11 protein-coding genes and 1 pseudogene are annotated in these 13,243 nt (G+C 73.8%); 6 read left to right on the forward strand and 6 right to left on the reverse strand.

All coding sequences use genetic code 11. From position 1 onward, the window contains the following. Window positions 1-547 (forward strand): TrmH family RNA methyltransferase (locus ACFV0Q_RS27735; protein ID WP_385009089.1); only part of this gene is annotated, 547 nt, incomplete at its 5' end. Window positions 548-551: 4 nt separating this feature from the next. Here ACFV0Q_RS27735 and paaN read toward each other — a convergent pair. Further along, window positions 552-2,234: a phenylacetic acid degradation protein PaaN gene (gene paaN / locus ACFV0Q_RS27740; RefSeq protein WP_385009090.1), complete on the reverse strand. Its 1,683-nt coding sequence runs from the start codon at window positions 2,232-2,234 to the stop codon at window positions 552-554. Window positions 2,235-2,402: 168 nt separating this feature from the next. On the opposite strand from paaN, the gene ACFV0Q_RS27745 reads away from it, so the two are divergent. Beyond that, window positions 2,403-3,941, forward strand: coding sequence for a 3-hydroxyacyl-CoA dehydrogenase (locus ACFV0Q_RS27745; protein WP_385009091.1), 1,539 nt, complete (start codon window positions 2,403-2,405; stop codon window positions 3,939-3,941). Next, window positions 3,938-4,525 (forward strand): TetR/AcrR family transcriptional regulator, encoded by a 588-nt coding sequence (locus tag ACFV0Q_RS27750; protein WP_385009092.1) that lies wholly within the window; start codon window positions 3,938-3,940, stop codon window positions 4,523-4,525. Before ACFV0Q_RS27745 ends, ACFV0Q_RS27750 begins: the two co-directional genes overlap by 4 nt. Before the next feature lie 36 nt (window positions 4,526-4,561). Here the strand turns inward: ACFV0Q_RS27750 and ACFV0Q_RS27755 are convergent, their stop codons facing one another. After that, entirely contained in the window at window positions 4,562-5,101 is a 540-nt protein-coding gene (locus ACFV0Q_RS27755) for an Lrp/AsnC family transcriptional regulator (RefSeq protein WP_385009099.1), read from the reverse strand. A 192-nt stretch (window positions 5,102-5,293) separates the two neighbouring features. Between ACFV0Q_RS27755 and pdhA the strand changes: the two are divergent. The 3 genes and pseudogenes from pdhA to ACFV0Q_RS27770 form a co-directional block, all read left to right on the forward strand. Continuing rightward, window positions 5,294-6,427, forward strand: a pseudogene (gene pdhA / locus ACFV0Q_RS27760) (pyruvate dehydrogenase (acetyl-transferring) E1 component subunit alpha); the annotation flags it as partial. Further along, complete coding sequence (locus ACFV0Q_RS27765; protein WP_385009093.1) at window positions 6,427-7,434, forward strand: alpha-ketoacid dehydrogenase subunit beta; 1,008 nt, start codon at window positions 6,427-6,429, stop codon at window positions 7,432-7,434. The pseudogene pdhA and the gene ACFV0Q_RS27765, both read left to right, overlap by 1 nt. Continuing rightward, window positions 7,434-8,735: a dihydrolipoamide acetyltransferase family protein gene (locus ACFV0Q_RS27770; protein WP_385009094.1), complete on the forward strand. Its 1,302-nt coding sequence runs from the start codon at window positions 7,434-7,436 to the stop codon at window positions 8,733-8,735. The genes ACFV0Q_RS27765 and ACFV0Q_RS27770 overlap by 1 nt, the downstream gene beginning before the upstream one ends. Before the next feature lie 42 nt (window positions 8,736-8,777). Here ACFV0Q_RS27770 and ACFV0Q_RS27775 read toward each other — a convergent pair whose 3' ends face one another. The 4 genes from ACFV0Q_RS27775 to ACFV0Q_RS27790 form a co-directional block, all read right to left on the reverse strand. Beyond that, entirely contained in the window at window positions 8,778-9,755 is a 978-nt protein-coding gene (locus tag ACFV0Q_RS27775) for an NAD(P)H-quinone oxidoreductase (protein ID WP_385009095.1), read from the reverse strand. Window positions 9,756-9,819: 64 nt separating this feature from the next. After that, a complete protein-coding gene (locus tag ACFV0Q_RS27780) occupies window positions 9,820-10,920 on the reverse strand; it encodes a potassium channel family protein (protein ID WP_385009096.1) in 1,101 nt (366 codons plus the stop codon). Further along, a complete protein-coding gene (locus tag ACFV0Q_RS27785; protein WP_385009097.1) occupies window positions 10,908-12,200 on the reverse strand; it encodes a molybdopterin molybdotransferase MoeA in 1,293 nt (430 codons plus the stop codon). The genes ACFV0Q_RS27780 and ACFV0Q_RS27785 overlap by 13 nt, the downstream gene beginning before the upstream one ends. Beyond that, window positions 12,197-13,075 (reverse strand): NTP transferase domain-containing protein, encoded by an 879-nt coding sequence (locus tag ACFV0Q_RS27790; protein ID WP_385009098.1) that lies wholly within the window; start codon window positions 13,073-13,075, stop codon window positions 12,197-12,199. The genes ACFV0Q_RS27785 and ACFV0Q_RS27790 overlap by 4 nt, the downstream gene beginning before the upstream one ends. Window positions 13,076-13,243 lie beyond the last annotated feature (168 nt).

Below are 13,243 nucleotides of genomic sequence, written 5' to 3' on the forward strand. Positions count from 1 at the left end.
GCTGGTGCGGCGGGCCGCGCTCGCCGAGCTGCTGCCCCGCGTACACCCCACCGGGGTCGCCGCGCTCGCCGTACGGCCCGATCGGGGAGCGGGGTGGGCCGCCCTCGCGCGGATGCCCCGGCCCGCGCCGATCGTGCTGCTCGACAACCCCCGCAACCTCGGCAACGTCGGAGCCGTCGTCCGGCTCGCCGCCGGCTTCGGCGCCACCGGCGTGGTGACCCGCGGCGACCTCGACCCCTGGCACCCCAACGTCGTCCGGGCCGGGGCCGGGCTGCACTACGCCACCACCGTGGACCGGATGGAACTCGACGAACTGCCGCCCGGGCCGCTGTACGCGCTCGACCCGGAGGGCGAGGACATCCGCGCCCTCACCCTCCCGGACGACGCCCTGCTCGCCTTCGGCTCGGAACGCCACGGGATCTCGCCCGAGCTGCGCGCCCGGGCCGACCACCTGGTGTCCCTGCCGATGCGGCCGCAGGTCTCCAGCTACAACCTGGCCACCAGCGTGGCCATGACCCTCTTCCACTGGGGCGGGCCCAAGCCCTGAGGGGCTACGCCTGGCGGCGGACCTCCACCACGCGGAAGCGGTTCGCGACGAAGGCGCCGTCGCACAGGGCCGCGTTCGCCGCCGGGTTGCCGCCGGAGCCGTGGAAGTCGGAGAAGGCCGCGGTCTGGTTGACGTAGACGCCGCCCGTCAGGTTGAGCGACAGCTGCGCCGACTCCTCCAGGCAGACCTCCTCGATGGCCCGCTCGGTGTCCGCGGACGTCGTGTACGCGCCCACCGTCATCGCGCCCTTGTCCCGGACCGTACGGCGCAGGAGGTCCAGGGCGTCCGCCGTGGAGTCGACGGCCACCGCGAAGGAGACCGGGCCGAAGCACTCGGAGAGGTACGCCGCCTCCGGGTCGTCCTTGGCGGCGTCCAGCTTCACCATCACGGGGGTGCGGACCACCGCGTCGGGGAACTCGGGGTTGACCACCTCGCGGGAGGCGAGGGCGACCTCGCCCAGGCCGGCCGCGGCCTCCAGACGGGCCTTGACGTCCGGGTTGACCAGAGCGCCGAGCAGCGCGTTGGCGCGGGCGTCGTCGCCCAGCAGGCCGCCGACCGAGGCGGCGAGATCGGCGACGACCTCGTCGTACGTCTTGTGCCCGGCGTCCGTCTCGATGCCGTCGCGCGGGATCAGCAGGTTCTGCGGGGTGGTGCACATCTGGCCGCTGTACAGGGAGAGCGAGAAGGCCAGGTTGGACAGCATCCCCTTGTAGTCGGAGGTCGAGTCGAGGACGACGGTGTTGACGCCCGCCTTCTCCGTGTAGACCTGCGCCTGGCGGGCGTTGGCCTCCAGCCAGTCGCCGAACTCCGTGGACCCGGTGTAGTCGATCAGCTTGATCTCGGGGCGGAGCGCGAGGGTCTTGGCGATGCCCTCGCCCGGCCGCTCGACCGCGAGCGCCACCAGGTTCGGGTCGAAGCCCGCCTCGGCGAGGACCTCGCGGGCCACCTGGACGGTGAGCGCGAGCGGGAGGACGGCCCGCGGGTGCGGCTTGACCAGGACGGCGTTGCCGGTCGCGAGGGAGGCGAAGAGGCCCGGGTAGCCGTTCCAGGTGGGGAAGGTGTTGCAGCCGATCATCAGCGAGATGCCGCGGGGGACCGCGGTGAAGGTCTTGCCGAGCTCCAGCGGGTCCCGCTTGCCCTGCGGCTTCGACCAGTCGGCCTGTCCGGGGACGCGTGTCTGCTCCTCGTACGCGTAGGCGACGGCCTCCAGGCCGCGGTCCTGCGCGTGGGGGCCGCCCGCCTGGAAGGCCATCATGAAGGCCTGGCCGCTGGTGTGCATGACCGCGTGCGCGAACTCGTGGGTGCGGGCGGAGATGCGGGCCAGGATCTCGATGGAGACCAGGGCGCGCGTCTCGGGCCCGGCGTCGCGCCAGGCGGCGATGCCGGCCTTCATCGCGGGCAGCAGCACGTCCGGGTCGGCGTGCGGGTACTCGACGCCCAGCTCCGGGCCGTACGGGGACACCTCGCCGCCCGTCCAGCCGTCGGTGCCGGGCTGCCCGAGGTCGAGGCGGGTGCCGCGCAGGGCCTCGAAGGCGGCCAGGCCGTCGGCCGGGGCGGTCTCGCCGTAGGCCTTCGGGTGTTCGGGGTGCGGGGACCAGTAGGCGCGGCTGCGGATGGCAGCGAGCGCCTGGTCCAGGGTGGTCCGGTGCTTCTCGGTCAGCTGGGGGACGGTGAGCGCGGCGGCCATCAGGGACCAACTCCTCGTTGAGCCGGGCAAGATCAGGCTGATTTCGCAGGCTGAGATCAGGCAGGGGCGGGTGAAGAAGAGCAGACTGCAGTTAGAGTAACCGAACGATCGGTCGGGACAAGAGGGCCCGGCAGACCTGTGGACAACCCGGTGCGGGAGGATCAGGACATGACAGCAATCGAGCGGTCCCGCACTGTGGCGGTCGTCGGCGCCGGCACCATGGGACAGGGCATCGCCCAGGTGGCCCTTCTCGCAGGTCACCGCGTGCTGATCCACGACATCGACCGCGACCTCGCCGAGGCCGGGGCCGCCCGCGTGCGCGAGCGCGTCGAGCGGATGGCCGCGAAGGGCCGCCTGGACCGCGACCGGGCCGAGGACGCGATCGGCCGGATCGCGGCGGCCGACGGCATCGCCGCCCTCGCCGACACCGCCCTCGTCATCGAGGCGGTCATCGAGGACGTCACCATCAAGCGCGCGCTCTTCACCTCGCTCGAAGAGGTGGTTTCGCCGGACGCCCTGCTGGCCACGAACACCTCCTCCCTCTCCGTCACCGAGCTCGCCGCCGGCCTCGCGCACCCCGGCCGCTTCCTCGGCCTGCACTTCTTCAACCCGGCCCCGCTGCTCCCGCTCGTCGAGGTGGTGAGCGGTTTCGCGACCGCGCCCGAGGCCGCCGAGCGCGCGTACGCCACCGTCCTGGGCTGGGGGAAGACGCCCGTCCGCTGCGCCGACACCCCCGGATTCATCGTCAACCGGATCGCCCGCCCCTTCTACGCCGAGGCCTTCGCGGTGTACGAGGAGCAGGGCGCCGACCCGGCCACCATCGACGCCGTCCTGCGCGAGAGCGGCGGCTTCAGGATGGGCCCGTTCCAGCTGACCGACCTGATCGGCCAGGACGTCAACGAGGCCGTCACCCGTTCGGTCTGGGAGTCCTTCTTCCGGAGCCCCAAGTTCACCCCCTCGCTCGCCCAGCGCCGACTGGTCCAGTCGGGCCGTCTCGGCCGCAAGTCGGGGCAGGGCTGGTTCCCGTACGCGGACGACGCCGAACTGCCCGCGCCGCACACCGCGGGCCCCGAGGCGGCCCCGGACAAGGTCACCGTCGTCGGCGACCTCGGCCCGGCGGCGGAGCTGGCGGAGCTGCTGGAGGAGGCCGGGATCGCGGTCACGGCCACCGAGCACGGGGGCCCGTACATCCAGCTGCCCGGCGAGGGCCAGCTGGTGCTCGCGGACGGCAAGACCTCGGTGGAGTTCGCCGACGTCGTCTACTTCGACCTCGCGCTGGACTACCGCGGCGCCACCCGGATCGCGCTCTCCGCGAGCGCGGACACCAGCGAGCGCACGCTCGCCGAGGCGGTCGGCCTGTTCCAGAAGCTCGGCAAGGAGGTCTCCGTCATCGGCGACGTCCCCGGCATGATCGTCGCCCGGACCGTCGCGATGCTGATCGACCTCACCGCCGACGCCGTGGCGCGCGGGGTGGCCACCGCGCAGGACATCGACACCGCGATGCGGCTCGGCGTGAACTACCCGGTGGGCCCCTCCGAATGGCACGAGCGGCTCGGCCAGGACTGGGCGTACGACCTGCTGCACCACCTGGACGAACGCTGCCCGGGCGGCCGCTACGCGCCCTCGCTGGCCCTGTTCAAGCTGGGCTACGCGGCGGGCGAGGACGACGGGACGGACGAGGCCGACGAGGCGGAGGAGACGGGATGACCACCGTCAGGCGGGACACCTACACCCCCGAGACGCTCCTGACCGTCGCGGTCCAGGTCTTCAACGAGCGCGGTTACGACGGCACGTCCATGGAGCACCTCTCCAAGGCCGCCGGCATCTCGAAGTCCTCCATCTACCACCACGTCGCCGGCAAGGAGGAACTCCTGCGCCGGGCCGTCAGCCGGGCCCTGGACGGCCTCTTCGCGGTCCTGGAGGAGCCCGGCGCCGTACGGGGGCGCGCGGTCGAGCGCGTCGAACACGTCACCCGCCGCACCGTCGAGGTCCTGGTCGCGGAGCTCCCGTACGTGACCCTGCTGCTGCGCGTGCGCGGCAACACCCGTACGGAGCGCTGGGCCCTGGAACGCCGCCGCGAGTTCGACCACCAGGTCGCCGAGCTCCTCAAGGCCGCCGCGGCCGACGGGGACCTGCGCGCGGACGTGGACATCAGGCTGGCCACCCGCCTGCTCTTCGGCATGGTGAACTCCCTGGTCGAGTGGTACCGCCCGCACCCGGGCACGACCCCCGACCAGCTCGCCGACGCGGTGGTCAGCATGGCCCTGGACGGCCTGCGCACCGCCCGCTGACGGGCCGCGGGCCGGCCGTCCCGGACTCCGGACGGCCTACTCCTCCGTGAGCGTCTGGGCGGGGGCCGGGCCCGGGTCCTGGAGGTCGGTTTCCTCGAAGACCAGCAGGGTGCGGGTGGAGAGCACCTCCGGGATGGCCTGGAGGCGGGTGAGGACCAGTTCGCGCAGGGTCCGGTTGTCCGGCGTGTGGACCAGCAGGAGGACGTCGAAGTCCCCGCTGACCAGCGCGATGTGCGCCGCGCCCGGCAGCTCGCGCAGCTGCTCGCGCACCGTCCGCCAGGAGTTCTGGACGATCTTCAGCGTGATGTAGGCGGAGGCCCCCTGGCCCGCGCGCTCGTGGTTCACGCGGGCCGTGAAGCCCCGGATCACCCCGTCGTCGATCAGCCGGTTGATGCGGGCGTAGGCGTTCGCGCGCGAAACGTGCACCTGCTCGGCCACCGACCGTATCGACGCGCGGCCGTCCGCCTGGAGCAACCGCATGATCGACCGGTCGATCGGATCCAGCGGGCGGGGTGGGACCGGTGGGCCCGAGGAAGCACCCCCCGGTGGGACCGGTGCGGAACCCGCTCCGGCCATTTGTTCATCCGGCATTGCCCACTGCCTCCCTCTCCTGGACGTCCTGCACCCATCCCAGGGCCCCGTCGCCACTTTGTCCACAGCCTGGAGCCGCCTGTAGCCAAATTGCGCCGACGACCGAACAATCGGTAGGTGAGGCGCCTCACACCCGAGACGTCCCTGCCCGCTTCCCACGAGGAGGTGTACGCCGCCATGACGGTCCAAGAGCTGCCCGGTGCCGGTGCGTCCCACCGTGCCACCCCGCCGCCCGCCTGGAGGCCCCGTACGGAAGCCGCCCCGCTGCTTCCGGACCCCGAGCCGTACCGGGTGCTGGGCACCGAGGCGGCCGCCGGCCTTGACCCCGCGCTGATGCGCCGGTACTACGCCGAGCTGGTGCGCGGCCGCCGCTACAACGCGCAGGCCACCGCGCTGACCCGGCAGGGCCGTCTCGCCGTGTACCCCTCCACCGTGGGCCAGGAGGCCGCCGAGATCGCGGCCGCACTGGTCCTGGAGGAGCAGGACTGGCTCTTCCCGAGCTACCGGGACACCCTCGCGGCCGTGGCCCGCGGGCTGGACCCCGTACAGGCGCTGACGCTGCTGCGCGGCGACTGGCACACCGGGTACGACCCGCGCGAGCACCGGATAGCCCCCCTGTGCACCCCGCTCGCCACCCAGCTGCCGCACGCGGTGGGCCTGGCGCACGCCGCCCGCCTGCGCGGGGACGAGGTCGTCGCGCTCGCCATGGTCGGCGACGGCGGCACCAGCGAGGGCGACTTCCACGAGGCGCTGAACTTCGCCGCCGTCTGGCAGGCCCCGGTGGTCTTCCTGGTCCAGAACAACGGCTTCGCGATATCCGTCCCCCTCGCCAAGCAGACCGCGGCCCCGACCCTCGCCCACAAGGCCGTGGGCTACGGGATGCCCGGCCGGCTGGTCGACGGGAACGACGTCGCCGCCCTGCACGAGGTCCTCACCGAGGCGGTCCAGCGGGCGCGCGCCGGCGGCGGACCGACCCTCATCGAGGCCGTCACGTACCGGATGGAGGCCCACACGAACGCCGACGACGCGACCCGCTACCGCTCGGACGCCGAAGTGGAGGCCTGGAAGGCACACGACCCGGTGGAACTGCTGGAGCGTGAGCTGACCGCCCGCGGGATCCTCGACGAGACGGGCATCCAGGAGGCGCGCGACGCCGCCGAGGCGATGGCCGCGACCCTGCGCGAGCGGATGAACGCCGACCCGGTCCTCGACCCGATGGACCTTTTCGCACACGTCTACGCGGAGCAGACCGGCCGGCTGCGCGAGCAGGCGGAACAGCTGCGCGCCGAGCTGGAAGCCGAGGGTGACGCATGAGCACGGTGGCCGAACGGGCGGTGAAGCCCGCGACGATGGCGCAGGCGCTCACCCGGGCCATGCGCGACGCGATGGCCGAGGACCCGACCGTCCACGTCATGGGCGAGGACGTCGGCGCGCTCGGCGGGGTCTTCCGGATCACGGACGGCCTCGCGAAGGAGTTCGGCGAGGACCGCTGCACGGACACCCCGCTCGCCGAGGCCGGGATCCTCGGCGCGGCGGTGGGCATGGCCATGTACGGGCTGCGGCCGGTCGTGGAGATGCAGTTCGACGCGTTCGCGTACCCGGCCTTCGAGCAGCTCATCTCGCACGTCGCGAAGATGCGCAACCGCACCCGCGGCGCCATGCCGCTGCCGATCACCATCCGGGTGCCGTACGGCGGCGGCATCGGCGGCGTCGAGCACCACTGCGATTCCTCCGAGGCCTACTACGTGGCCACGCCCGGGCTGCACGTGGTGACCCCGGCGACGGTCGAGGACGCGTACGGGCTGCTGCGCGCGTCCATCGCCAGCGACGACCCGGTGATCTTCCTGGAGCCGAAGCGGCTCTACTGGTCGAAGGCGCAGTGGTCGCCGGACGCCCCGGCGGCGGTGCCGGGCATCGGCAAGGCGCTGGTCCGGCGGACGGGCACGAGCGCGACCCTGATCACGTACGGGCCTTCGGTGCCGGTCTGCCTGGAGGCGGCCGAGGCGGCCCGCGAGGAGGGCTGGGACCTGGAGGTCGTCGACCTGCGCTCGCTGGTGCCCTTCGACGAGGAGACCGTCGTGGCCTCCGTACGCCGGACCGGGCGCGCGGTGGTGGTCCACGAGGCGGCCGGCTTCGGCGGGCCGGGCGCGGAGATCGCCGCCCGGGTGACGGAGCGCTGCTTCCACCACCTGGAGGCGCCGGTGCTGCGGGTGACGGGCTTCGACATCCCGTACCCGCCGCCGATGCTGGAGAAGCACCACCTGCCGGGAGTGGACCGGATCCTGGACGCCGTGGCCCGGCTGCAGTGGGAGAACTGATGCCGCAGGTACTGGAGTTCAAGCTGCCCGACCTCGGGGAGGGGCTGACCGAGGCGGAGATCGTGCGCTGGCTGGTGGCCGTGGGCGATGTCGTCGAGGTCGACCAGCCGGTGGTCGAGGTGGAGACGGCCAAGGCGATGGTGGAGGTGCCGTGTCCCTACGGGGGCGTGGTCACCGCGCGCTTCGGTGAGGAGGGGACGGAGCTGCCGGTGGGAGCTCCGCTGATCACCGTGGCGGTGGGGTCGCAGGCGCTGCCGGAGGCCCCGGCTGCCGAAGCCGAGGGCTCCGGCAGCGTGCCCCGGCCCCTGATCGGTTACGGCACGGACCACTCGAGCCCGGCGCGTCGGCGACGGGTGCGACCCGTCACCGCCGAGGTCACGGCACCGGTCGTCCCTGTTGCCGCCGCCGCGAAGGCCGTCGCCGGGGCGCCCGTCGCGGTGATCTCGCCGCTGGTGCGGAAGCTGGCCAAGGACAACGGCGTCGACCTGCGTGCGCTGCGCGGGTCGGGCCCTGAGGGGCTGATCCTGCGGGCGGACGTCGAGGCGGCGCTGGCCGCGCAGCGGGCCCCCGAGCCGGCTCCCGTCGCCGCCCCGGCGCTCGCCCCGGCTCCGCAGGGCGAGCGGATCCCGCTCAAGGGCGTGCGCGGGGCGGTGGCCGAGAAGCTGTCGCGCAGCCGCCGCGAGATCCCCGAGGCCACCTGCTGGGTCGACGCGGACGCCACCGAGCTGATGGCGGCCCGGGCCGCGATGAACGCCGTGGACGGGCCGAAGATCTCGGTGCTCGCGCTGCTGGCCCGCATCTGCACGGCAGCGCTCGCCCGCTACCCGGAGCTCAACTCCACGGTGGACCTCGCGGCGAACGAGATCGTCCGGCTGCCGGGCGTGCACCTGGGCTTCGCCGCCCAGACCGAGCGGGGGCTGATGGTCCCGGTGGTCCGGGACGCCCACACGCGCAGCCCCGAGTCCCTGTCGGCGGAGTTCGCGCGGCTGACGGAGCTGGCGCGGGCGGGGAAGCTGACGCCGGGGGACCTCACGGGCGGCACGTTCACCCTGAACAACTACGGGGTGTTCGGGGTCGACGGTTCCACGCCGATCATCAACCACCCCGAGGCGGCGATGCTGGGGGTGGGCCGGATCATCGACAAGCCGTGGGTCCACGGCGGGGAGCTGGCGGTCCGCAAGGTCGTCCAGCTGTCGCTGACGTTCGACCACCGGGTGTGTGACGGGGGGACCGCGGGCGGGTTCCTGCGGTACGTGGCCGACTGCGTGGAGAACCCGGCGGTGCTGCTGCGCGGGCTGTAGGGCCTCCGCCCCGGACCCCCGCGGGGGTCCGGGGGCGGGCCGTCAGGTCGTGAGCAGGAGTTTGCCCACGTGGGTGCTGGATTCCAGGACACGGTGGGCCTCCGCGGCCTGCGCCATCGGGTAGCGGGCGTGGACCACCGGGTGGACCCGGCCCGAGGCGATCAGGGGCCACACGTGCTCCCGTACGGCCGCCACGATGGCCGCCTTCTCCTCCAGCGGCCGCGTCCGCAGCGAGGTCGCCGTGACCGCCGCCCGCTTGGCCAGCAGCGCGCCCAGGTTGATCTCGGCCTTGACGCCGCCCTGGAGCCCGATGATCGCGAGCCGGCCGTTCACGGCCAGCGCGTCCAGGTTCCGGGCCAGGTACTTCGCGCCCATGATGTCCAGGATCACGTCCGCCCCGGCCCCGCCGGTCGCGGCCCGCAGCTCCTCCACGAAGTCCTGCTCGCGGTAGTCGATCAGGACGTCCGCGCCCAGCTCCGCGCAGCGCGCCAGCTTCTCCTTGCCGCCCGCCGTCACCGCCACCTGCGCGCCGACGGCCTTGCCCAGCTGGATCGCCATGGTGCCGATCCCGCTGGATCCGCCGTGCACGAGGAGGGTCTCGCCGGGTCGCAGTCCGGCGACCATGAACACGTTGGACCACACCGTGCAGACGACCTCCGGCAGCGCCGCGGCCTCCACCAGGTCCACCCCCTCCGGTACCGGCAGCAGCTGCCCCACGGGGACGGCCACGCGCTCCGCGTAGCCGCCGCCGGCCAGCAGCGCGCACACCTCGTCGCCCACCGACCAGCCGGAAACCCCCGGCCCGAGGGCCACGACGCGCCCGGAACACTCCAGGCCGGGGTGGCGCGAGGCGCCGGGCGGAGGGTCGTAGAAGCCCTGCCGCTGGAGGACGTCGGCGCGGTTCACGGCGCTCGCCGCGACCTCGACGAGCACCTCCCCCTCGCCGGCCACCGGATCGGGTACCTCGGCCCAGACGAGGGCCTCGGGGCCGCCGGGCTGCTCGATCGTGATCGCATGCATGGCCCGGAATCTACGCGACCCGGCGCGCCGGGCCCAGTACCCCCCGTACGGCAGGTCCGGTCCGCTAGTCCGCCGGGCCCAGGGTGACATGAGGGGTCGTCGGAGGCGTGGCCCGGACGATGGCGATCACCCGGTCCGTCGGCTGGAGCGGGCTCGCGTGCGGGTCGTCGTAGGCGAGGAGGCGGTGTCCGCGCAGCACGCTGACGACCAGGTCCTCGGTCTCCCGCACCCCGCGGCCGACCTCGCCCTTGCGGACGGGCCGTTCGATCAGGTCCAGGCCGGTGCCCTGCTGGATGAGGTCCTCCATCACGGTGCCCGCGCTCGGGCTGAGCACGGACAGGCCCAGGAGCCGTCCGGCCGCGCTCGCGCTGGTGATGACCGCGTCCGCGCCGGACTGCTTGAGCAGCGGCGCGTTCTCCTCCTCGCGGACCGCCGCGACGATCTTCGCGCCGCGGTTGAGCTGCCGGGCCGTCAGGGTCACCAGCACCGCCGTGTCGTCGCGCTGGGTGGCGATGACGATCTGACGGGCCTTCTGGAGCTCGGCCCGCAGCAGTACGTCGGAACGGGTGGCGTCGCCGACGACCCCCGTGAACCCCTCCGCGTTGGCGATGTCGATCACCTTCGCGCTGGGGTCGACGATGACGACCTGCTCCTTCCGGAGGCCGGTCGCCAGCAGCGTCTGCAGGGCCGAGCGGCCCTTGGTGCCGAAGCCGACGACGACCGTGTGGTCACGCAAGTTGTTCCTCCAGCGGCTGAGCCGCCACTCTTCACGGGTCCGTTCGGTCAGGACTTCCAACGTGGTTCCAACGAGGATGATCAGGAACAGAACCCTCAGTGGAGTGATCAACAGGATATTGACCAGCCGCGCGCTGTCGCTGTACGGGACGATGTCGCCGTAGCCGGTCGTCGACAGGGTCACGGTCGCGTAGTAGACGCAGTCGAGGAGGTCGACCTTCTCGTTGGCGTTGTCGTGGTAGCCGTCACGGTCGATCCAGACGAGCAGGACCGTCAGGAACATCACGAACAGGGCCATCAGCAGACGCCGCGTGACCTGCCGCAACGGTTTCTCGACCACGCGCTTGGGGAGTTTGACGCGGCGTGAGACGAGCTTCTCGTCGGCACCCCGCGCCATGGCGTCCTGGCCGTGAAGTTTCACGTGAAACATCCCCCCGACGCCCACGGCAGGTCGAGGATCTCCACGTCCTGCCCGGACCGCACGCCGTGCGGAGGTACGACGGCCAGCGCGTCGGCGGCCGCCACCCCCCGGAGCATCGCCGGGCCGTTGTAGCGCAGCGGTACGGCGTGCTCGTCGGTCAGCAGGACCGGCACCAGCCGGGTGTCGTACGGGTGGCCGTGCACGTCGCCCTCGACCGCCACCGTGTACCGGGGCCGCTGGCGGCGGCCCGCGAGGGCGCGCAACAGCGGCTCGGCGAGCGTCAGCAGCCCGGAGACGGCGGCCAGCGGGTTGCCGGGCAGCCCGACCACGTGGCGGCCGTCCGCCCGTCCGCCGAGGCGGGCCAGCAGCATCGGATGCCCGGGGCGTACGGCGACCCCGTCGACGAGCAGTTCGGCGCCGGCGCGCTCCAGTACGGGGTGTACGTGGTCCACGGGGCCGGAGGCGGTGCCGCCGGTGGTGACGACCAGGTCGGCGGTGGAGCCGGTCACCGCCGCCAGCAGGGCCTCGGCGCCGTCCGGGCCGTCGCCGAGCCGGCGCGTCCCGATGACCTCGGCGCCGAGGCGGGTGATCCAGGGGCCCAGCATGGGGCTGAGGGCGTCGCGGATCAGGCCGTCGTGCGGGAGGCCCTCGGTGAGGAGCTCGTCGCCCAGCACCAGGATCTCCACCCGTGGGCGCGGCCGGGTCGGCAGCTCGTCGTACCCGGCGGCGGCGGCGAGGCCGAGCACGGCCGGGGTGACGAGGGAACCGGGCGGCAGCAGCAGATCGCCGGAGCGGCACTCCTGGCCGCGCGGGCGGATGTCCTGGCCGGTGCTGACGGGCCGGGCGGCGTACAGCTGGCTGCCGGACTCGCGGGCGTGCTCGCTGCGGATGACGGCGCTGGTGTCGCCGGGGATCCGGGCGCCGGTCGCGATCCGTACGGTCTCCCCGTCGGCGAGCGGCGCGGGCGGCTCGGCGCCGGCCAGGATCCCGCCGCCGGGGCGGATGTTCCAGGGGCCGGGTCCGGCGACGGCCCAGCCGTCCATGGCGGAGGTGTCGAAGGACGGCAGGTCGCTGAGGGCGTCGAGGGGTGCGGCCAGCACCTCGCCGAGGGCGTCCGCGAGGGCGACCCGGTGCGTGCGGCCCCGGACGCCCGAGCCGGCCCGGGCGGCGGTCTCCCGGGCGCGCGGCCAGGGGGCGGCGCGGTGGCCGCTCGCAGCGCCGGGAAGGGGAGCGCGGCTCACCAGGGCGAGGGCCTCGTCCAGGGCGCCATCGGCGTCGGTACGGGTCATCCGGAGCCGGTCTCCTCGGGGTGGGGGGGCTGCTTGGCCTCGGCGGCCCAGCGCAGGGCCAGGTCGGCGACCTTGCGGGAGGCTTCGGCCGCGGCCCGGGCGGGGTCGGCGCCGGCGGCCTCGGCGCGCGCGGCCGCGTAGCCGACCAGGAAGGTCGTCAGCGGGGCGGCGGGCCGGGCGACGCCGTGGGCGGCGTCACGGGCGACGTCGAGCAGGGCGGGGATGTCGACGTCGACATCGATGCCGAGCTCGTTCTTGGCGGCGGTGATCCATTGCTCCAGCACGCTTCCATGCTCCCTGATCCGGGCCCGGGCCGCTGCCAGGTCTTCCCAGGTGTCGCAGTCGAAGGAGGCGAGTGGCGCAGCGGCGGTGACGGTGGCCAGATCCAGCTCGGCGGTGAGGGCGCGTAGCGGGAGTCCGCGGAGGTGGCCGTGCTCGGTGGCCAGCAGGGCGGTCTCGCGGCGGAGGGGCTCGGTGCGGTAGGCGGCGACGAGGGGCTGGTCGCGGCCCTCCGGGTCCCTGAGGAGGGCCCCGTCGACCGGGCCGGCGGCCGCGGCCGCGAGGAGGGCGTGGACGGTGTCCCGGTCCAGGAAGGGCAGGTCGGCGGAGAGTACGAGGACCAGCTCGGCGGTCGTCCGGCGGAGCCCGGCGTCCAGCCCGGCCACCGGGCCGCCGCCGGGCGGGTCTTCCAGGGTCCAGTGGACGGGGCGGGCGGTGGGCCTGCGGGTGCCGACCACGATGGTGGTGGTGGCGTCGGGGCAGGCGGCCAGGACGCGGTCCAGGAGGGGGCGGCCGCCTACGGGGAGGGCGGGTTTGTCGGCTCCGCCGAGGCGGCGGGCGGCTCCGCCGGCCAGGACGATGGCGTCGTAGCTCATGCCCCGAGTATGGGGGCGCCATGTCGGCCGTGGCCGAGCCCACTTACGGCCGCCTTACCCCGGTCCCGGGGGCGCCGCCGCGAGCGGGGCCGGGCAGGCCGGGGGCGGCCGCTGCGCGGGCCTCTCCCCGCCCCACCCTTCGCCCATCCCCCAGACTCCGTCCGGGGG

Source organism: Streptomyces sp. NPDC059564 (genome assembly GCF_042735575.1).
Lineage (GTDB): Bacteria > Actinomycetota > Actinomycetes > Streptomycetales > Streptomycetaceae > Streptomyces.

Bases quoted from the DNA above. Each gene is read 5' to 3' on its own strand.
- paaN (WP_385009090.1), bottom strand. From the start codon at position 2,234: ATGGCCGCCGCGCTCACCGTCCCCCAGCTGACCGAGAAGCACCGGACC.
- ACFV0Q_RS27745 (WP_385009091.1), top strand. From the start codon at position 2,403: ATGACAGCAATCGAGCGGTCCCGCACTGTGGCGGTCGTCGGCGCCGGC.
- ACFV0Q_RS27750 (WP_385009092.1), top strand. From the start codon at position 3,938: ATGACCACCGTCAGGCGGGACACCTACACCCCCGAGACGCTCCTGACC.
- ACFV0Q_RS27755 (WP_385009099.1), bottom strand. From the start codon at position 5,101: ATGGCCGGAGCGGGTTCCGCACCGGTCCCACCGGGGGGTGCTTCCTCG.
- ACFV0Q_RS27765 (WP_385009093.1), top strand. From the start codon at position 6,427: ATGAGCACGGTGGCCGAACGGGCGGTGAAGCCCGCGACGATGGCGCAG.
- ACFV0Q_RS27770 (WP_385009094.1), top strand. From the start codon at position 7,434: ATGCCGCAGGTACTGGAGTTCAAGCTGCCCGACCTCGGGGAGGGGCTG.
- ACFV0Q_RS27775 (WP_385009095.1), bottom strand. From the start codon at position 9,755: ATGCATGCGATCACGATCGAGCAGCCCGGCGGCCCCGAGGCCCTCGTC.
- ACFV0Q_RS27780 (WP_385009096.1), bottom strand. From the start codon at position 10,920: ATGTTTCACGTGAAACTTCACGGCCAGGACGCCATGGCGCGGGGTGCC.
- ACFV0Q_RS27785 (WP_385009097.1), bottom strand. From the start codon at position 12,200: ATGACCCGTACCGACGCCGATGGCGCCCTGGACGAGGCCCTCGCCCTG.
- ACFV0Q_RS27790 (WP_385009098.1), bottom strand. From the start codon at position 13,075: ATGAGCTACGACGCCATCGTCCTGGCCGGCGGAGCCGCCCGCCGCCTC.